The organism is Veillonella sp. AS16, assembly GCF_000517785.1.
Taxonomy (GTDB): domain Bacteria; phylum Bacillota; class Negativicutes; order Veillonellales; family Veillonellaceae; genus Veillonella; species Veillonella denticariosi.
This window is the reverse complement of record NZ_AZYX01000017.1, coordinates 22,055-43,637: the sequence shown is the minus strand read 5'-3', so window position 1 is coordinate 43,637 and position 21,583 is coordinate 22,055. Positions and strand designations below refer to the sequence as shown.

The following is a 21,583-nucleotide window of genomic DNA, read 5'->3' as shown; positions in this document are numbered from 1 at the left end:
CGGAAACGAATGTAATATTCGGAGGCCGCTTAGGGGAATATAAATATTACGATATGGATAAGGTCATTGCGAGTGCGTTGTCACTGGTTGAAAGAGAATTGGCTTAATGGTGTATTATTATGTGCTATAAGTACGATTTCATATGTTGCAGGTTCAGCAAAAGGGGTCAGGGAAAACGTACATAGCTTATGTAAGGAGTGCAATAGTGAATATAAAAATTTTAGTAGCCACACATAAGCAATATTGGATGCCTGAGGATCACGTATATATGCCAATTCATGTTGGGCGTGAAGGAAAAGCTGATTTAGGATATGTAGGTGACAATACAGGGGATAATATTTCGCTGAAAAATTCTAATTATTGTGAATTGACAGCATTATATTGGGCCTGGAAGAACCTTGATGCGGATTATGTCGGTCTTGTTCACTACAGACGGTATTTTACTCGTAAAGAAGTGCGGTCTGTAGAGGATAGAAAGAACCAGATCCTCACGGGTGAGGAATGGAAAGCGTTGCTTTCACAATACCCTGTAATAGTAGCGGATAAGCGTAAATATTATATTGAAACGAACAGGTCTCATTACAACAATGCTCATCATAGTGAAGGCCTTGATGTGGCGGAGCAGATTATCGCGGAGCGGTACCCTGAATACAGCGCCGCTTTCACGACGGTCTGTAATCGTACATGGGCGCATATGTTCAATATGTTTGTGATGCGTCGGGATTTGTATAATCAGTATTGTGAATGGATGTTTTCCATATTGGAGGAGCTGGAAAAGCGCGTGGATATTTCCGGCTATGATGCGTATGAGTCGCGTATTTACGGATTTGTCAGCGAAATTCTGCTCGATGTATGGCTCGAAGCGAATCACATTGAGTATAAGGAACAAAATGTGTCCTTTATGGAGCCGCAGAATTGGTTGAAAAAGGGCAGTGCCTTTATATTACGTAAACTTGGTTGCAAGAATAAGGTCAGGTAATCATAGTGAATCCAATAGTGTCTATCATTGTTGCCGCTTATAATGCGGAGAAAACGATTGAGAAACTTCTACAAAGTGTATATTCGCAGGGTGTTGACCGGTCACAGTATGAATTGATTATCATTGATGACGGTTCCACTGATCGTACCGGGGCGGTATTGGATGCGTTGGTGGGTACGTACCCTGATATGCGGCTCGTTATCCGTCATATCACTAATGGCGGGGTGTGCCATGCTCGTAATTTCGGCTTATCATTGGCGCGCGGTGAATTTGTGACCTTCATAGATTCCGATGATTACTATGGTGATAATATTTTACAATCATTTTTTGATTATCGTCATCGCTATCCTCATATCGATTTGTGGAAATACGGGGCTGTTGAACATTATATTGAGCATAATCGCAGTATTAGAGACAAGATAAATAGTGTAGTGCCTTTCATATCTGAAAGTAGCACCGATATCCTGCGAATGGCACTTGAAATGGAATATATCCCCTTATTCGGCTATGTTTGGAATGGATTTTACAGACTTTCGATTATCAATGTTCGGAATATACGTTTCTCTGATCAATATATTATGGAAGATTTTATATTTTCTTTTGAGTATCTTACTTATGCCGGGGCCATGGGGACTATTCCTGAAGTGTATTATCACTATATATTGGATTTTGATAAGTCCAGTTTATCTAAACAGTGGGAACCGAAGTATTATGAGATGTATCGCTTAAAGGTAGAAACAATCTATAAATATATGCAGGTTGCTGGTATTGATGATATAGATTGTTTCCAATTATTGAGCCGGTTATATGTCAAATATATGTATTCCTCGTTGGAGCGAATGGGGTTGGTGATTTCCGTTTACGATAAATATAAGTGGTTGCGGTTGTTATGGAAAGATTCCTTATATAAAGCGATGCGGCAGTATATGTGTTGCGGGTTCTCTTTAATCGGCATATTATCCGGTCTTTTAAAGTATAAATGTACGATAGCTGTGATTTTATGTACTGAGGGTATTTCGTTTGTACGTCATCGTTGTAAAGGTTTGTTTGCTAAGATTAAATCTAGTTAGAAAGAGCATTATTATGATATATGGGGAACATCAGGCATTGCGTGTACTACAGGTGGGGATGACACGTAATCTAGGCGGGATTGAAACCTATCTGATTGAGCAGTTTCGACACCTGGATACCAATCGTATCACCTATGATTTTGTTAATATTACCGGTGAATATGCTATATGCTATGAAGATGAAATATTGGGGGCGGGTAGTAAGATTTTTAAGGTCGTTTCAAGACATAAGAATCCGATTTTACATTATTGGCAATGGTTTACCATAGCGGTTAAAAATAGAGGCATTTATGATGCCGTTGTTTTGAATACGAATAGCTTGGAATACGTATTTCCTCTCGTATTAGGAATGTTATTTCATATTCCCGTTCGCGTCATCCACAGTCATAATTCGGGATTCGAAAATAAACAGGGCCTAGCACGAAGGTTGCTGGTAGGAATGAATAAGAAATTATTGTCCTGGAGTGCGAATTTACGATTTGCCTGCAGTCGGTTTGCGGGTCGATGGATGTTTGGGAATGAGCCGTATCACGTCATTTATAATGCCATTGATATTCATAAGTACGATGCAGATGATTCTGTTCGGGCGGAGAGGCGCCAATCACTCGGCTTAGACGAAGCATTAACCGTATTACATGTGGGGCGTTTTTCTTATCAGAAGAATCACGCATTCTTGTTGGATATATTTAAAGAGGTTCATCGAATTCATCCGGACTCCGTTTTACTGCTGGTAGGGGATACTACGGAGGAAACCGAATATTTATCCGAAGTTAAGCGTAAAATTCGCGAATACGGCTTAGATGATTCGGTTCGGCTATTGGGACGGAGAGACGATGTGAATCGCATTATGCAGGCCGCTGACGTTCTTGTGATGCCATCATTTTTTGAAGGCCTCACCGTTGTCGGCATCGAGGCACAGGCATCGGATCTGCCGTTACTATTATCTGATACAGTGACGCGTGAACTGGGTTTGTTGCCATCGACGCAGTTTATTTCACTGGATGCTGGTGCCGATACATGGGCACAAGCCGTTATAGAGGCTAAACGGAATCATCGCCAAAGCCGATATGACGAACTGAAAACGGCCGGGTATGATATTGAACATGAAACGAAGCGCGTTGAAAATTTATTGATAGGCACATATCATAAGTTTATAAATAAGTAGTGGGGAGAACGTATGGATTTAGCGTTACAACAGGCGATTGATGCACATTCCGTCATTACGTTTGACGTGTACGATACGTTGATCTATCGTGTCTTATATCGAGATAGAGATGTATGGCATTTAGTCGATCGGGAATATCAAAAACGAAATCATGTAGGACCTATTGATTTCTATCGAAAACGGGAGCTTTCAGATCGCAAGGCACGTAAATCATATCCGTATAGAGAAGTGACAATTGACGAAATATATGAAGTGTTTGCCGATTTATACGGTCGGGATCTGGCAGATGCTTGTAAAAGGCTGGAGATAGAGCTGGAAATCAATCTGACATTCCCTAATAACTCCGTTGTAGAGGCTTTTCACTATGCATTGCAACAGGGAAAAGAGGTATACATTATTTCCGATATGTATCTGACGGACACAACGATTGCAAAGGTGTTGGAACATAATGGCATCGTGGGGTATGAAAAATTGTTTGTATCCTGTCTGTACCGTAAAACCAAGCATGAATCGGGCGAATTATTTGTGGCCGTATTGGATGAGATACAGACACAGGCGAAGAATGTATTGCACGTCGGTAACGATGTGAAAGCAGACATAGAACGAGCAATATCTAGAGGCTTGGATGCCTATCTAGTTAAACCGCCGAGCCGTACACAGTATGTAGATGCTGATAAGGCTAAGTTCGACTTAAATTATTCATTATTGTACGGGTTTATCACAAAATATAATCCATCTCATACATTGGCGTATCGATTGGGTTTTGATGTATTCGGTCCCATTGTTACGGGTTTTATGGAATGGATTCAGCAACAGCAAAAAATATATCATCTTGATACCATACTGTTTTTAGCACGGGATGGTTATGTTTTACAAAGGATTTCCGATTCTGCTCGAGATAAGGCGGACGACTCTGTTCGCAGCAAGTTGGATGATTCTATTGATACATTTTATTCGTATTTGTCGAGAAGGTCCGTAGTGATTCCGCTGCTGCAATATCAGGAATCGCTGGAAGATATATGGAACCTTTATAAATCGTGGCAGCCCCATATTACACTGACTACAGTTTTTAACAGATTGGGCATCCCTTATGATAAGGAGGCAGTTCAATCGGTTGGATTATCTGACAGTGATACTTTCACCAGAGCGGAGCTGTCTACGGATAGTCGCATTCAGTCCTTGTATAATCGCGTTAAAGAACGGGCGATGGTGAATTCAGAGGAACAGGGACGATTGTTGTACGATTATCTTCGTCAATACGGTGAACATAAAACAATCGGTATCGTCGATTTAGGTTCAGGTACGATTATTGAGGCCTTAAAGCAATTTAGCAGTATTAATCATATCGATATAGACTGGACTCCGTTGTACCTGCAGAATAGCCGTAAGCCGTCAGAATCGTATATCAATATAAACGAGAACTATGAATTGCAGACGGCACTGCGCATGGGATATATGTTTTTAGAGGTGTTCTTCACCGCCCCTCATGGCACAACACTAGGCTATACACGCACCGATCAAGATACGATTGATGTGGTGCTGGAAGAGTATGAATATGAGTCTATTCCGGATAGTTATAAGGCTCGTTTGCAGGAATTGCACCAGGGGGCCATCGATTTCTATAATGGATATCCTATCGAAATGACTCGATATGGCTCTATTGATACCGATATAGTTATGACGGATTTCAATTACTTTATCCTGCATCCTACGGATGAGGACCTCGTATATTGGGGGCCTTACCCTGTGTATATTGATTCCTTTGAGCCGATGGTACATTGCGGCACACTGCAATCTTACGTGAGTCATCCGAAACAATTATTTTATGATTTTAAAAATAGTGTATGGCCTGCAGGTTTTTTGCATGCCATGTGTCACTCCAATATATTGCTACGTCTGTTGAGTTACGGTAATCAACTGCGGCTGATTTTGCGAGATAAGTGGGTGAAACGATGAAGATTAATTGGTCATTGTTGGAAAACATCGGATCCTTGCTAACTGTAAAGGGGCTTCAATATGTGCTCAGTTTTATCACATTCCCTTACTTGGTTCGCGTGCTGCACGTCGACGGCTTTGGTGAATTGGCATTCGCTACGGGTATCATTCAATACTTTTTGCTGGTATCCAATTTCGGCTTCGATTTAAGCGGTCCTAAAAGCATAGCCCGTCATGATAGAGGGCCGAAGCGAGGCTTTTATTTCACCTCGATTATGGGGGCAAAAATTTTGATTCTGCTGTTGTTGACGGTTATTTTCGGGATAGCCCTCGTTGTTTTGTCGCGGTGGTTTGCGTTTAACGTCTTGCTGTATATTGCAATTTATCTGAATGTCATTGGAACGGCGCTGTTTCCGATATGGTTCTTTCAAGGCATACAGAAAATGCGGTATATAACCTTTGTCAGTATCATGGGCAGAATTATATCGGTGGCTGGTATTTTTCTTTTTGTGAAAGCATCAAACGACATAGTATGGGCCGCATTTTTCCAATCTATTGCGGCCGTAATTGCCGCCCTTTGTTCCTGGATTATTATCTATAAGGAATATCCCGATGTGCTGATCAGGATAAAATGGACTCATATCAAAGAAGCGGTTAAGGATAGCGTTCCGTATTTCGGTTCCATGGTGGCTATTAATTTGTACACCACGTCCACTGTCGTATTTTTAGGCCTGCTCACATCCGACTACATCGTGGGTATCTATAGTGCGGCGAATCGCATTATCGATGCTTTCAGAGGCGGATTGAGTCCGATTGTGGATGCCTTGTATCCGTTTGTCAACAAAGCGGCAAAAGAGTCAAAAGAACGGGCTAAGGAGATTTTGAGCAAGGCTTTTATCATTTTATGCAGCGGTACGTTTGTATTGTGTATCGGCATATTAGCTACCGCAAAATGGCTGGTTTACTACATTCTCGGCTCGAGTTATGAAGCCTCTGTACCGGTATTACAAATCTTGTCGTTTTTACCGCTTATTGTAATCTGCAGCAATATTTACGGATTGTTCGGTATGATTTCCTTCGGTCATCAAAAGGAATTCGTCACAATTCTGGTCCATTCCGCTATTTTGGATTTATGTATTGTGTTTCCGTTGATTTACTATATGAATGCTGAAGGTGCGGCATTGACGATGGTACTGACCGAGATATATGTACTATATAGATGCGTCAGATTTGTTAATGCTAGTGATTTCAGATTTTTATAATAGTAATTTGAGCAAAGTTGAGAAGATATATGAATATGTATATTATGAATGAAATCAAAAGAAAATGGTGGCAAATAGCTCTTATTGGGGTTATCTGCGCTATTGCCATTATATTTTGCAGGACCATTCTTGTAAAACCTAAAATGGTGCATGGTCCTATTAACGCATCCGTCATATTTGCACTGGATGATCAGACCCCGAATCTGGTGGTGAAACCGGAAACTCAGATAAAAGGAATTCTTAATTCTCAAGGTTATATCGTGGGCTTTATCAAGCAAACATCGGATACTATCGATTGGAACAAAATCAATTCAAACTGGGATAAGATGGATTCCATTAACCAATTTAAATGGTATCAGCAACATTTCTTTGTCAATTCCGATGATCCTAAACTATATGAATTGTATATCATGTTTAATCCTAATGATATACAGGATGAGGAATATGTAAAAACTCATCTGGATGCATTGACAAATCAGTATATCGCTTATGCAAATCGTAATGTGCAGGCTATGAGTCCGTATTATTCGATTCGTGTGATTCAGAAAGAAATCGTTTTCGGCGATGATCAACATCATGAAGAGGGTTTTTTGTTCGTTAAATATGGCATCATTGGATTTGTCTTAGGCGCTCTTGTTATGAGTATATTAGTTTCCGTTACGGCTATGAGGAAGTATCGTCATGGTAGATAGCCAACTATGGTTTTTATTATTATCATTACTGTCTGTAGCTTTGTTGGTGATGACACTATACGTGCTGGATTTTGATCTGCTTTCACCTATCATTGCCACTCAATCATCACTAACGATTGCCGGCATACTATGCACCATCATGATGAATCGATGGCAGTTGCCCATGCATGGCGATACGGTATTATTATTAATCACTGTACAGATAGTTATGACCGTAGGTGCGTTATACGTTGCCTATTGTCTAGCTGATAATGATGCCGTTCGTGTGAAAGTTGATGAACAACAGCATACAATCAGTGATGTATATATCCCCGTATACCGTCAAATAATAATGTGGATTCTATTGTTTGTCATCGTCGGACTGGCGGGACATGAGATGTATACGATGGCCGCACGGGTGGGCAACCAAAACGGTATTTGGGGCATTGCCAGCAGCATCAGACCTTATATCATGGCTGAAAGTTCAACCATACAGCTGTCGCGCTGGATGGCGTACTATCAAATTCTCGTTCAGCAACTTACATATATTTCATTGTTTGCGTTTATTCAGCGCTCTATTTCTAAAGATTGGCAATGGAGCAATCTATCGTATTTAATACCGCTGTTATTTTTCTTCCCCTTTGTTTATCTGACAACGGGGCGAATTCTGATTATCACATTGGTGATTTTCATATTTACGGTTATAGGTCATGCGTTGTATCGTAAATATGACGGATATGAATATGCGAAGAACCTTTTTACTACGGCTGGTATTTCATTCATTTCGTTCTTTCTTTTATTTATCATTGTGGGTGCTCTATTCGGAAAGGGTATTAGCGCCAATAAATCGGCCTTCGAGATTTTAGCGCATTATGCGGGCATATCTCTTTCGGCATTCGATGTCATTTTGCACTATCAGTTGCCGGACTCCACCTTAATCGGTCAGACACTGTTCGTAGGGCCCTATGGGAATCTGAACACATTAGGATTTGCACTGCCTAAGCCGAGTATATTCTTATTCTTTACGTATTTTAATAATATAGATACCAATGTATATACGGCATTGATGCGGTACTACAATGACTTTTCGTTCATCGGCATGTATCTATTTGCATTACTGATCATTTTGATTTACAGCATTTTGTACTATACATGCAGACAACGCAACAATATTTTGTTGATACTTGCTTACGCGACCTTTGTATACCCGCTGTACCTGTTCTATGTAGATGATCGAATCTTTATCGACTTCTTCGGAACACAGATTATATATGTTATTATTTTGCAATATATACTGATAAAAACACTATATAAATATAAACTGTAAAAGTATTTAGGGGCTACACCCCTTCGCAATTGACTTTGTGCCGAAGGGGTGGCTTTGGAGGTTTGCGAATGCCTGTTGGCTCTTTCACATTTAGTACGGATAAAATAGCTGGTCTTGTACAATTTATGTTAATGGGGAATATATTAAAATTTGACCCTCAATGTGTAACATACCGACACAGTATAAACTTTCATCATATCGTATACTATAGGTAAGATGTGATAGTATGCCCCGTGTGCAGGTGCCTGACGGTTCGGTATATTTCGCACGCAAGTGATTTGGCGTATTTTGCCGTCGGTGGTTCGGCATATTTCGCCCCCAAAGGTTTTAGTTATAGTTTGTCCCGAGGAGGTCCTCATGTCTCAATATGAATTTATCGATAAACGCGTGCCGATTGCGCTCGACAATCCTTCGATTTATCACGACATCTCGAAATGTAAGAACTGCACCTTGTGCCGTCGCGCCTGTGCGGACGTGATGAGCGTGCTCGATTACTACGATCTCGATGCGAACGGCGACGTGCCCGTATGCATTCACTGCGGTCAGTGTGCGGCGGCGTGTCCGTTCGATTCCATGCATGCTAAATCCGAACTTGATAAGGTGAAAGCAGCCCTTGCAGATCCCGATAAAATCGTTGTCATCCAGACGGCTCCGGCTGTGCGCGTGTCCATCGGTGAAGGCTTCGGCTTCGAGCCGGGCATATTCCTGGAAGGCAAAATGGTCGGCGCTTTGCGCGCCCTCGGTGCCGATTATGTGGTGGATACGAACTTCGGCGCCGATTTGACCATCATGGAGGAAGCGTCCGAGCTCGTTGAACGCCTCAATAAGGGCGGTCAGATTCCTCAATTTACGAGCTGTTGCCCTGCATGGGTACGCTTTGCGGAAATCTATTTCCCTGAACTCATTCCGAACTTGTCATCCACGCGTTCCTGTATCGCTATGGAAGCGGCTATGATCAAGACGTACTTTGCTGAGAAGAAAGGCATCGACCCTCATAATATCGTGTCCATTTCCGTCAACCCTTGTACGGCTAAGAAAGCGGAAACAAAACGGGAAGAAGAAAATGCGGCGTCTCGTTTCTACAACGATGACTCTCTCGGCATGGATACGGACATCTCCATTACGACTCGCGAATTCATCCGTTGGATTCAGGAGGAAAATATCGACTTTAACGCTGTTGAGGAATCTCAATTTGATGAACTGATCGGCATGGAAACCGGTGCGTCCATCATCTTCGGTAATACCGGCGGCGTAATGGAGGCCGCTATGCGTACGGCGTATAAACTCATTACGGACAAAGAACCGCCTCCATATGCGTTGACGCATCTTGAGGATGTACGCGGTATGCAGGGCGTGAAAGAAGCGACCGTTCAGCTCGGCGACGATGTGACCTTGTCCGTGGCTGTTGTGCACGGCGGTAAAAATGCTCGTGACTTCCTCAACGCCTTGAAAGAAGGCGACAAGCATTACGACTTCATCGAAGTCATGGCATGCCCCGGCGGCTGCATCGGCGGCGGCGGTCAACCGCGCACGAAATTGCCGCAAGCCGTAAAAACCAAGGAAGCCCGTATCGGCGGACTTTATGAAGCGGACGAAAACTATAAATGGGTCGCTTCCTATGAAAACCCTGAAATTCAATCATTGTACAAGGACTTCCTGGGCGAACCGTTGGGTCATAAGGCGCATGAACTATTGCATACGCATTATACAGATCGCAGTGCGGTGCTCGGCGATCGCAAGGATGTAGTGCCTGAAACATGCCCTACATCCCCTAAATTCAAAGGATAAATTTAGTATTTTATATTTATCTGCTTTAATATCTGATGAATTCTGGCCATGAGTAATGGTGAAGCTTCGTCATATTAACAATCACATAAACCGCTGTAGAAACCCTATGGGCTATTGTGAGTAGATTCTTTGACGTTAGACAATACAATTAATTAGATAGCGCATCTAATGGCTTATCTGACGTTAGAGATTACATCATGTAGATCCCATGGGGTTTTATCATGATATAAAACATATTCTCATTTCGGTCTGTTAATTATGAGAATTTTGTATAGATATGTTCAATATGCATGAGGAAATGATGAATTATATAGTGTATAATAGTAATACATAATGTCAAAAGGATATGATGGGGTCGTATTCTTTGGGAGAACGTTAGCGTACATTGTGTGGTTAGAGAGGGCTACAGGCCGAATGGACGTTAGTAAACCGAAGGGAACTTTCACAAGGAACGGACAAATTCGTTGTATATCGTGGATTGTGAAAGTACCTAATACCTCTTTGGTTACGTAGGTAATGGGGCACTACGGTGCTAATGAGGAGTTTTGTGTACGCATGAAAAGTATAATTCAGCGAGTCATTTTAGGGATGGGCGTAATTCTGACAGTCATTTTGGCCGCTTCGTGTAAACATCAGAATACGGGGAGCGAAGGAATTCGGCAGTTCTCGTATCGCGGACTGGTGGCTTCGGATAAACCCGTTACTGAAAAGGTCGATACATGGCTGGATGCTATGTCGAGAGAGGATAAAATCGGACAGCTCATGATGATCAGCCTGCATGGCACCGAGCTGGGGCAGTCGCAACGGGACGTCATCCGTAAATATCGGGTGGGCGGCATTTTGTTGACTAATGAGAACCTGATGTACAAGAACCAGGTGAAAGCTTTCATCGAGGAGATTCATCAAACGGCGGTGACATCGAGTTTGGTGACGCCGTACATCGCAATCAATCGGGACAAGGTGGAACGCAGGGGCGATATTTTTTTGCGCCTGCCCGAGGCGTCCAAGATGGGACAATATTCGATTGACCGTATTATCAACCTTACGACCCGGTCCGCTATCGAATTGCGCGATATGGGTTTTAATCTCGTTATCGGACCTAATGCGAATCTGGGGGTGCCGCATATTTCCTATACGGCGGACCCGACCTGGGCGGGTCACATCAATCTGGCTATGGCCGAGCGCTATCAGATCAATCATATGTGGTTCGCTTATAATTATTTCCCTTCATTGGGAACGGGGGACCGTATGTTTTCCTCCGCCGATGAGACGAAGGATTACTTGAGCGATAATGATGTGGCCGTATTCAAGCGCCTCGTGAAACAGACGACGCCGAATACATATATGGTCATGGTCAGCCATGCGCAGTTTCCCGCTATCGACAGCGAACATCTGGCGAGTTCATCAAAGCCGATCATAACGGATTGGCTGCGGTCCGATCTGGGCTATGACGGTATTATCATGACGGATCGCATCGACGTCGGTGCGCTGCAGTCAAATCAGGACATCGGCGATTATGCGGTGGCGTCCGTCTTGGCCGGCAGCGACATCATTCTTCTCGATGCGGATACGACGCATATCGATGAAGTACATCGCGCCTTATCCCGCGCCGTGGAAAACGGAGACATCTCCGAAGAACGGCTGAATGCATCGGTGCGACGGATTCTGTCCATGAAAATGCAGGAACATGGGGACTGAAATCTGTAAGGATACGGTCCATATATGGTCGTAAGTGCAGTATTATAGCAATATAAATTGTAACAGAGATAATAGAAAATATTGAGACAAATATAAAGACACTTGTTAACTCTGATACTATAGGCTTTCTATATAGAGTCTTATAGTATCAGAGTTTTTTTAATATTAGATTGAAGAGAGAATATATTATTGAAGAGGGTATGCACTGTTTTTGGTCGGAGTAATTTGGGGAATATGACTACATCGTATTATATTGTATCTTAATATACTATATTATAATATAGTAATTGATACGCGAATCTGGAATTTTGAGAATATAGTTGGAAAGGAGTTCATCATGATCTTTGTGGGGCGCGCCGAAATAATGAGATTGCGACGAAGGTTAATATGTCGACGGCAACATTGAATAACTATTTAAAAACTCTTATAGATCTGCAGATTATAGAAAAGGTGCAGCCTGTGGGCGACGAGAATACGAAACGCAGCATATATCGGATTAAGGATTCTATGTATGCCTTTTGGTTTGCATATGTGGAACCGTATATCAGTGCCATTGAAAATTTTTCAGGTGCATCTGCGTATGAAACGTATGTCAAACCGATGTTGCCTCAATTTATGGTCCCTGTTTTTGAACGGATGGCCTACGAATACGTAGGGTATCGTATACAAAGGGGCACGATTCCTTTCATACCGGACAGTTACGGGATCTGGTGGGGAGCGGACAATACGACTAAACAGCAGGTTGAAATCGATATCCTTGCCCTTGGTGAAAGTAAACCCTCTCCTAATACATCACCGCAACCGCTGGCATTACTGGGCGAATGTAAATGGCGTAATGAACCCGTCAAACCTGTAATTTTAGAAAAATTGATTGAAAAAGGACGTTGCATTCACGGCGCCGCATATTACTAGTTATTCAGTAAAAGCGGCTATACTTTTACCAATACAAATCCCGATATTGAACTGATAACCCTGGAAAATATGTATAAAATCTAATTAATTCCTGATTTGTCATAATCCTCTTTTCGCGTTAAGGTGTAGTCAAGCGCTATGCCCGGGCAGGAAAGGGGATTATGTTAATTTCTGATGAATTACCAAATATTCAACGGTGTCAGTCGCCGGAGAAACATACGGATCGTCCGATTTTGCAGACCATGGTGTGCTCGCCGGAGGTGTTGGCATCGATTACGGACGAAAATCTGGTGCGTATATGTCAGCGCCGGAACATGCGGGTGCAAACCGTGCTGTACCAGCCGTGGAGCCCCGATGAAATTCATTATGATGCGGCACAGATCGAGCTGTGTCGGCGGTATCGTCCGCTCATTCTGCATTACACGAACTTCACGATGAATCGCGCGTTCAGAGAGGACCTTGAAGGGTATCTGTGGGCGGTTCTCGTGGACTCGATTTACAGCTATGATACGGAGGGGCCCGTGCCGTTTGCGGGTTTTGTGAAAGCCGGTATCCGATACGGTCAGATGAATTACTTCAAGCACCAGCGCCGTCAGTGGCAGCGGGAAATACATCTGCCGGACACGACGACGGACGGTGACGAAAAGCAGCTGGCCATGGATCAGTTCGCTTCCGCGGATTGTGTGGAGGACGAGGTGATGAACCGGGAGCTGGAACAGCAGTTGCGGCAGCGTCTCGTATGGGCCATGTCACGTTTGACGGAAACACAAAGGTCTTTACTGCGTCAGGTATATGGCGACTCTAAAAGCTTCACCGCTATCAGCGAAGAACTGAATTGCAGCCGTCAAGCCGTGCAGCAACGCCATGAACGGGCTATCAGGAAACTGCGAAAATATCTGACAACGGACTTTGAGGAGCTGGCGGATTATGGTTCGTAGCGGTTCATAGCGGTTTATGATGGCTAGACTGATTCATATCGGTTCATAATGTTTTATAGATATGCATATTATATACGTTTTACAAATTCGATGCGTAATTAATGCCACATCAGTTAATCGTTGTGTTTACAAGATTATAACAATATTTAATAATACATAAAATTCTATAGTTTTCCGTATATATTTACAAAATGTGTACGGAGGTATACAATAGTTTTAACGGCGGATCACCGCATGCAGATCTGCTTTCACAGAACACGTGTTCATTATTAATTGCATAGGAATGTTCCTTATTTTATTAAGGAGGATGTTTAGATGACATCACATGACGGAGTTGCAGAATTGATGATCTCTCGTTTATCGCAGGGAGAGGATTTGGATTTGGTATACGCGAATCCCGAGAATCACATTGTTTGTCTTATTCCAACCTATGAAAATGGCGCGGACAGTACGTTGTGCTATTATGTCGATGGTCGGCAGGTCCTCATCGACAAGCCGATACGCCTCGTTACACGCGAGTTGGCTCTGAAAGAAGGCTTACGGCCGGGTTGTATGTTGAGTAGCGACGGCCATCGCAGCGCGTATACGGCACCGCGGATTTTTGGACCGCATATGACGTTGGCCCATATTAAATGCCGTCGTTCTATCGGTAAAGACGTGGTATACGGCCTGTTTAACGTGGCGATTCCTTATGAATATCGGGTGGAGGAGGGCCCGCAATCGGATACGAGCTATATCCGCGTGGGGGACTTTGAACCGATCCTGGTGTACCAGTCGCCGGCCCAGGTGCGCCGCAAACTGGCGGAAGCCATGATGGAACATTGCCATTACGTACGTAAAATGATGGCTCGCATCAAAATGAGCGGCAACCCGCACGTTGTGGCGGAACTCTTCATCGCCTGGCGAGACCTCACAACATAAGACCTCTGACATAGATTGTTCGGATTGTGTTGTTGAGAGGGGGCGGGCGTATAGGTGAAAGCTGTGTAATTTTGATGTTGTATAAGTGTAAAAATAAATATATATAAATGAGGAAAACCATCCCTTGAGAAATTGAGGGATGGTTTTTTAATTAAACTGGGTTAGTTGATTTTAAATTTATAAAATAAGACCCGAGTGAATTGAAATAATTTACTCGGGTCTTATTTTTGTAGAAAAAGGTGTTTAGAACTTGATTATATTAAATTTTAAATCTTTTCATGAAAAAATGATGAATTTTTAAGTTGTTTTATGCTAGAATGAAATTAATTATACAGGTATGGTTTCGGTTTACAAATTATGTTTGGTTAGGTCGAAGGCAATAAAAAATCTCAATCCTTAAGGATTGAGAGTAGATGCCCTACGTCGGGCAGCCCGAAGGTACTGTAAATAAATTTGTATTTGAACTCGTAATGTAATTCTGTAAACCTCCAAAACATTTGGATTACTTATAGTATAGTGAACCAACCGAAGAATGTCAATCGTAAATTTTGGCGAAGGAGAGTAATTATGGAAACACAAGCAACAGCTCAACTCATTTCCGGTCATTTAAAAGGCTATCCTATTTATGATTATTTTGTAGGCCTGGACATTGGTACTAATTCGGTCGGTTGGGCCGTGACTAATCGGATTTATGAATTGTTGAAGTTTCGTTCGCATAAGATGTGGGGTAGTCGGTTATTTGAAGAGGGACAAACAGCTGTTGTGCGTCGGGGATTTCGCTCTATACGCCGGAGATTGGAACGCAGGCGGCTGCGTTTAAAATTATTAGAGGCTTTATTTGCTGATGCTATGGCGCGTGTAGATTCTACATTTTTTATTCGTCTCCGTGAAAGCAAGTATCACTATGAGGATAAAACAACAGGACATAAGTCTAAACATATTTTGTTTATTGATGACAATTATACAGATCAAGACTATTTTGCGGAGTATCCTACAATCTATCATTTACGTGCTGATTTGATGGAGAATGGCACTAGTGATATCCGTAAATTATTCCTTGCAGTGCATCACATTCTTAAATATCGTGGTAATTTTCTATATGAAGGGGCTACATTTGATTCTAATTCCAGCCTTGATACGGTGTTGAAGCGGGCATTAGAGCAAATTGAATTTCATATATTTAATGCTACATCTGAGGATGCATTACATTCTATTTTAGATATTGTAAAACTACAAGATAAAACTAAATCCGACAAGGCTAAGGCTATAGAATCTCTTGTTGATACATATATTACTGATAAGGTGGAATCAAGTTGTACTGATAAAGAGAAGAAAGATTTGCTAAAGGCTGATAAGAAACGGTTGCGGGCCTTTGCTAATCTAATTTTAGGATTAAATGCAAATTTAACGGATTTGTTCGGCACCATAGAGGAGATTGAGGAGGACTTTGTAAAACTTCAGATTACAGGCGATACCTATGAAGAGAAACGTGATGACTATGCCAAAGTATGGGGCGACACTATCCGTATCATCGATGACTGTAAATCCGTATATGATTCGATTATCCTTATGTCTATCAAGGAACCGGGGCTTACTATTTCTCAATCCAAGGTGAAAGCCTTTAACAAACATAAAGAGGATTTAGCAATTTTAAAACGATTGCTGAAGTCTGATAAATATATTTACAAAAATATGTTTAAGGCAGATGAAAAAGGCTTAGCCAATTATGTTCATTATATTAAACAAGGCCGTAAGAACGAAACCGGTTGTTCTTGTGAGGACTTTTACAAATATACAAAAAAGGTAGTGGAGTCTTTACCTGACTCTAGTGATAAGGCATATATTCTTAATGAAATAGAATTACAAAAATTATTGCCATTGCAACGTATTAAGGATAATGGTGTTATTCCGTATCAATTGCATTTAGAGGAATTAAAGGCGATTCTTGAAAAATGTAAGGATACATTTCCATTTTTAAATACCGTATCTGACGGTTTTACCGTAGCGGAAAAATTAATTAAGATGCTCGAATTCCGTATTCCTTATTATGTTGGACCTCTTAATCCGAGTCACTCTATAGATAAGGGCGGTTTCGCATGGGTTGAGAGAAAAGAGCCGGGACAAGTTACTCCATGGAATTTTGAGGATAAAATTGATCGTGAGAAATCGGCGGAGGCTTTCATTAAAAACCTTACCAATAAATGTACGTATCTGATTGGTGAAGATGTATTGCCTAAGTCGTCATTATTATATAGTGAATTTATGCTGCTCAATGAATTGAATAATCTGCGCATTGATGGGAAACCGTTGGAACAGGCGGTTAAGATGCATTTGATAGACGCTGTATTTAAGAAAGAGCATAAGAAGCAGACGAAGAATCGGATTATTGAATTTCTCAAAGATAATAATTATATTCTTGGCAAGCATAAACCTGAGGTTGACGGATTAGATGAAAGCATAAAGGGCGATCTTGCGTCTTATCGTGATATGAAGCGCATTTTAGGCGATGATTTTGATGTTTCTATGGCTGAGTCAATTATCACATCTATCACAATTTTTGGTGAAAGTAAGAACATGTTACGCGAAACGTTGCGTAAGAAATTTGGTTCTATACTCAGTGAAGATCAAATTAGGAGTCTTGCTAAATTACGTTATCGTGATTGGGGCCGCTTGTCTAAAAAGTTCTTAATCGGTATAGATGGATGTGTTAAAGGTGAGGACGGAACGCCTGGTACCATTATTGATATGATGCGGAATACAAGTCATAACTTAATGGAATTATTAGGGGATACATTCTCGTTTATGGATGTTATCATCGAAGAAAACGATAAACTTACTAAAGGACAAGTTGTTGACCCTCATGAGATTATCGAAGAACTGGGCCTTTCACCGGCCGTGAAGAGGGCTGTATGGCAGGCGTTACGGATTGTAGATGAAGTGATACATATTAAAAAAGCATTACCATCACGTATTTTTGTAGAGGTAGCACGGACTAATAAGGATGAAAAGAAGAAAAAAGACTCCCGTAAGAAACGTTTGCAAGAGCTCTATAAGTCGATTCAAAAGGAAAGCCCTGAATGGTTAAGTGTTACGCGAGATGAATCTGATAAGCTTATTTCTAATCTTGATCGTGCAGATGATTCAAGTTTAAGAAGTAAAAAATTATATTTATATTACACACAAATGGGTCGGTGCATGTATAGCGGGCGAGTTATTGATTTAGATCAGTTAAACACGGATAAATACGATATTGATCATATTTATCCTCGTAGTCTTACCAAGGATGATAGTTTTGACAATCTGGTACTTTGTGAGAGACAGGAAAATGCTAAGAAATCTGATAACTATCCAATTGATCCGGACATACAAAATGCACGTAAACCATTCTGGACCTTTTTAAAAGATCAGAATTTGATCAGTTCACGTAAATATGAACGGCTTACACGTGTACTCCCTCTTGAAGCGGATGATTTAACTGGGTTTATCGCACGGCAATTAGTTGAAACGAATCAATCTGTTAAGGCGGTCACTACTTTATTGCGTCGATTATATCCGGGTGTCGATGTAGTCTTTGTAAAAGCTGAGAATGTAACTGATTTCCGACATGATAATGACTTTATTAAGGTGCGTTCCTTAAACCATCACCATCATGCGAAAGATGCGTATCTAAATATCGTAGTCGGTAACGTATATCATGAAAAATTTACTCGTAATTTCCGCAAATTTCTTAAAAAGAACGGTGCCAAACGGACCTATAATCTTGCCCGTATGTTTGATTTTGACGTGATGAGTACAAATGCAAAAGACGGTAAGGCGTGGGATATAAAAACGAGTATGAATATCGTCAAAAAAATGATGGCGAGCAATGACGTGAGGGTGACGAAGCGTTTAATGGAACAAAAAGGGGCTTTGTCTGATGCTACCGTATATAAAGCTTCCGTTGCCGGTAAGGCTAAAGGTGGTGCCTATATTGGTATGAAAACAAAAGATAGCGTATTCTCTGATGTATCTAAATATGGTGGCAGGACAAGTATTAAAAATGCGTACTCTATTGTTGTTGAGTACACAGGGAAAAAGAATGAAATTATTAAAGAAATAGTGCCATTGCCAGTTTATTTGATTAATCGTAATAAAACAGATCAGGAATTAATACATTATATAGTATCCATTATTCCACAAGCTAAGAATGTATCTATAATTTATAAAAAACTATGCATTAATCAGTTGGTAAAAGTTAACGGGTTCTATTATTACTTGGGTGGAAAGACTAATAATTATTTTTGGATTGATAGTGCAATTCAAGTTGTGATTGCAGATGAATGGATACCATATTTAAAAGTGCTTGAAAAGTTTGATGTTATGAGAAAACAGAATAAGGAATTAAAAGTTGGTACGGTTTCGACAAGCATTCAAAATCAAGGTAAGAAAGTGGTAATAAAAATACTTGAAGAACGGAATGTAGAGTTTTTTAGTTATTTGGTTGGAAAACTTCATTCATCTATATATAGCAAGATGAAAGGGAATAAGGCAGGTGAATTGGCAACGAAAAGTTTAGAGATATTTGTGAATATGTCTTTAGAAAATCAATGTATCTATTTAATGGAATTATTGAATTTATTAACCAACAAGAAAGCTCCTGATGTAAAGCCTTTAGGTATAACTGCATCTCGAGGAACTATAGGTAGTAAAGTTAGTAATCAGGATGAATTTAAAATTATCAATGAATCCATAACAGGATTATATTCTAATGAGGTAACTATTGTTTAAGTACAGGTAAGTCAGTATAGGTGATACTATGAGTTGGCGCACGGTAGTAATAGGTAGTCGTTCCAAGTTAGATTTTAAGATGAATTACATGATTATACGTAAAGATTTTGAAACGACTAAGGTTTATATTGATGAAATCTATATGTTAATCATTGAATCGACGGCGGTGAGTCTCACCGCCGTACTCATGAATGAGTTGATTAAGAAGAAGGTGAAAATAGTATTCTGTGATGAGAAACGGAATCCCGCCAGTGAGGTGTTACCGTTATACGGTAGTCATAATAGCAGTAAGCGATGTCGGGAGCAGGCGGATTGGCCTAAGGAAGTACAGGCTTATATATGGACGGAAATTGTACGCAGGAAAATCATGAATCAGGCGGAGTTATTACGCCATCAAGATTTAGAAGAATCGGACTTACTGTATCAATATATCGATGAGCTGACACTAAATGATGAAACACAACGTGAAGGTCATGCGGCTAAGGTGTATTTTAATGCTCTATTTGGTAAATCCTTTTCTCGGGAACAAGATAATCCTATTAATGCAGCCTTAAACTATGGCTATGCAATTATACTTTCAGCAGTTAATCGTGAAATTACATCTCTAGGTTACATTACTCAACTGGGTCTAAATCATTGTAATCAGTTTAATCCGTATAATTTGGGTTCTGATTTGATGGAACCGTTGCGTGGATTTATTGATGCACTGGTGGTGAAAGCACAGGTGAACGAGTTTAATCGAGAGGTGAAGCTTTCACTAGTAGAATTATTATCTGAAGATGTAACGATTAATGATACGGTACAGACATTTAGTGCAGCCATACGTATTTATTGTAAAAGTGTATTTGATGCGCTACGTAATCAGGATGCATCACAAATCAGGTTTATAGAATATGAGCTATAGATTTATGAGAATACTAATTATGTTTGATTTACCGACACTAACCTCGGAAGATCGAAAAGAATACAGAAATTTTAGAAAGTATCTAATTACATCAGGATTTCTTATGCTTCAAGAATCTGTTTATTCTAAGCTGGTTCTTAACACGACAAGTGCCACTATCATTATGGAACATGTGCGAAAACATAAGCCACTGAGTGGCAGTTTATTCATGCTGACTGTTACAGAAAAGCAATTTTCCAAGATGGAAATTGTTGTAGGCGATAAGCAAAGTGAGGTTATAGATTCGACAGAGAGGGTGCTGATGATATGAAATTAATGTATCAAGACTCGACGCTGGATTTTGAAGTGCCGGAGAATAGAGTAACAGTTATATCCTTTGAAAATCGAAAAATATTTCGTCGTATGGTTACTGAATTAGATGTGCAGTGTGATGGTGGTGAAGGCCCTTGGATTTTGAATGATAGCGATAAGGCATACGATTTAGATAAATATGGACATATGGTACTCAATCCTTTATATGTTGATATGAATAATAAGTCCTTACTTACAAAGTTACAAAACCAACTGGGAAAAGAAGCTTTGATGATGACGGAAGAAGTGTCGGATATTATCAGTCGACTTCATGCTTTTTACTATGCTTTAGAATTCGGATACCCTCTTGCGATTCAACATAAACTTGAAATAGGGACAGCTGAACTTATTAAGTTAGGATCATTTAATTTTGAAGATAACCGAAATGGTGATGTTATGGATCTTATGTCTTATGTAGAAGTCGTTGATACATTGCTTCATCCGAAACTGTATATCATGATTAATATTGATCTTATCCTAAATGATGATGAGTTAATATCTTTTTTTCAAACTATGTTAAGTCGTCAGTTGAGGCTTGTATGTTTAACAACCGGATCTTTGGATAAAGAAATGCTTGATAAAAGCTTGATTAATGGTTATATTTTAGATAATGATTTCTGTGTGATTTGATGAGAATACAGAATTACACCTGGTGGTAGCTCGAGTTACTCTTGAGCCGTAAATTTTAATTTGGGGTTTGAGAGTAGTGTAATTCTGTAAACCTCTAAAACATTTACTTCATCTTGCGACATATATTCTCCGTTTGAGAGTAGTGTAATTCTGTAAACCTCTAAAACATTGCTATACTCACTTTCTTTATAAATTCTGTTTGAGAGTAGTGTAATTCTGTAAACCTCTAAAACCGATTCTGTTAATGTTCTCCAAGCCTCGCCGT

General features: G+C 40.6%; 16 protein-coding genes and 1 CRISPR repeat array (1 of these 17 only partly in view). All 16 genes read left to right on the top strand.

Going from position 1 to position 21,583, the window contains the following annotated elements; translation table 11 throughout:
- Window positions 1-205: 205 nt before the first annotated feature.
- A complete protein-coding gene (locus HMPREF1521_RS05475; protein ID WP_038116864.1) occupies window positions 206-979 on the top strand; it encodes a DUF4422 domain-containing protein in 774 nt (257 codons plus the stop codon).
- A 17-nt stretch (window positions 980-996) separates the two neighbouring features.
- On the top strand, window positions 997-2,049 hold the full coding sequence (locus HMPREF1521_RS05470; protein ID WP_038116862.1) for a glycosyltransferase family 2 protein: 1,053 nt from the start codon (window positions 997-999) through the stop codon (window positions 2,047-2,049).
- Between the two features lie 13 nt (window positions 2,050-2,062).
- The gene (locus tag HMPREF1521_RS05465) at window positions 2,063-3,214 is read left to right on the top strand and encodes a glycosyltransferase (protein WP_038116860.1); all 1,152 of its coding nucleotides are present in this window, start codon (window positions 2,063-2,065) and stop codon (window positions 3,212-3,214) included.
- A 12-nt stretch (window positions 3,215-3,226) separates the two neighbouring features.
- On the top strand, window positions 3,227-5,170 hold the full coding sequence (locus HMPREF1521_RS05460) for a hypothetical protein (protein ID WP_038116858.1): 1,944 nt from the start codon (window positions 3,227-3,229) through the stop codon (window positions 5,168-5,170).
- Window positions 5,167-6,411 carry a flippase gene (locus HMPREF1521_RS05455; RefSeq protein ID WP_038116853.1) on the top strand — a complete coding sequence of 415 codons (1,245 nt, stop codon included), beginning with the start codon at window positions 5,167-5,169 and terminating at the stop codon, window positions 6,409-6,411. The genes HMPREF1521_RS05460 and HMPREF1521_RS05455 overlap by 4 nt, the downstream gene beginning before the upstream one ends.
- A gap of 44 nt (window positions 6,412-6,455) precedes the next feature.
- A complete protein-coding gene (locus HMPREF1521_RS05450; RefSeq protein ID WP_198014215.1) occupies window positions 6,456-7,103 on the top strand; it encodes a hypothetical protein in 648 nt (215 codons plus the stop codon).
- Window positions 7,093-8,409, top strand: coding sequence for an O-antigen polymerase (locus HMPREF1521_RS05445; RefSeq protein ID WP_038116848.1), 1,317 nt, complete (start codon window positions 7,093-7,095; stop codon window positions 8,407-8,409). Before HMPREF1521_RS05450 ends, HMPREF1521_RS05445 begins: the two co-directional genes overlap by 11 nt.
- 357 nt (window positions 8,410-8,766) lie before the next feature.
- Window positions 8,767-10,197, top strand: coding sequence for a [FeFe] hydrogenase, group A (locus HMPREF1521_RS05440; protein WP_038116845.1), 1,431 nt, complete (start codon window positions 8,767-8,769; stop codon window positions 10,195-10,197).
- A gap of 555 nt (window positions 10,198-10,752) precedes the next feature.
- Entirely contained in the window at window positions 10,753-11,895 is a 1,143-nt protein-coding gene (locus tag HMPREF1521_RS05435) for a glycoside hydrolase family 3 N-terminal domain-containing protein (protein ID WP_038116843.1), read from the top strand.
- 387 nt (window positions 11,896-12,282) lie between these two features.
- Window positions 12,283-12,807 (top strand): DUF234 domain-containing protein, encoded by a 525-nt coding sequence (locus HMPREF1521_RS05430; protein WP_051435762.1) that lies wholly within the window; start codon window positions 12,283-12,285, stop codon window positions 12,805-12,807.
- 161 nt (window positions 12,808-12,968) lie between these two features.
- Entirely contained in the window at window positions 12,969-13,745 is a 777-nt protein-coding gene (locus tag HMPREF1521_RS05425) for a sigma-70 family RNA polymerase sigma factor (protein ID WP_051435761.1), read from the top strand.
- 315 nt (window positions 13,746-14,060) lie between these two features.
- Window positions 14,061-14,666, top strand: coding sequence for a hypothetical protein (locus tag HMPREF1521_RS05420; RefSeq protein ID WP_038116841.1), 606 nt, complete (start codon window positions 14,061-14,063; stop codon window positions 14,664-14,666).
- Window positions 14,667-15,233: 567 nt separating this feature from the next.
- Entirely contained in the window at window positions 15,234-19,433 is a 4,200-nt protein-coding gene (gene cas9 / locus HMPREF1521_RS05415) for a type II CRISPR RNA-guided endonuclease Cas9 (protein ID WP_038116839.1), read from the top strand.
- Window positions 19,434-19,461: 28 nt separating this feature from the next.
- Window positions 19,462-20,337, top strand: coding sequence for a type II CRISPR-associated endonuclease Cas1 (gene cas1, locus HMPREF1521_RS05410; RefSeq protein ID WP_038116836.1), 876 nt, complete (start codon window positions 19,462-19,464; stop codon window positions 20,335-20,337).
- Window positions 20,327-20,647: a CRISPR-associated endonuclease Cas2 gene (gene cas2 / locus HMPREF1521_RS05405; protein WP_255325756.1), complete on the top strand. Its 321-nt coding sequence runs from the start codon at window positions 20,327-20,329 to the stop codon at window positions 20,645-20,647. The genes cas1 and cas2 overlap by 11 nt, the downstream gene beginning before the upstream one ends.
- Window positions 20,644-21,318, top strand: a complete 675-nt coding sequence (csn2, locus tag HMPREF1521_RS05400) for a type II-A CRISPR-associated protein Csn2 (protein ID WP_038116833.1) — start codon at window positions 20,644-20,646, stop codon at window positions 21,316-21,318. The genes cas2 and csn2 overlap by 4 nt, the downstream gene beginning before the upstream one ends.
- A 65-nt stretch (window positions 21,319-21,383) precedes the next feature.
- Window positions 21,384-21,583: a CRISPR direct-repeat array (repeat unit 36 nt; unit sequence GTTTGAGAGTAGTGTAATTCTGTAAACCTCTAAAAC) (it continues 1,024 nt past the right edge of the window).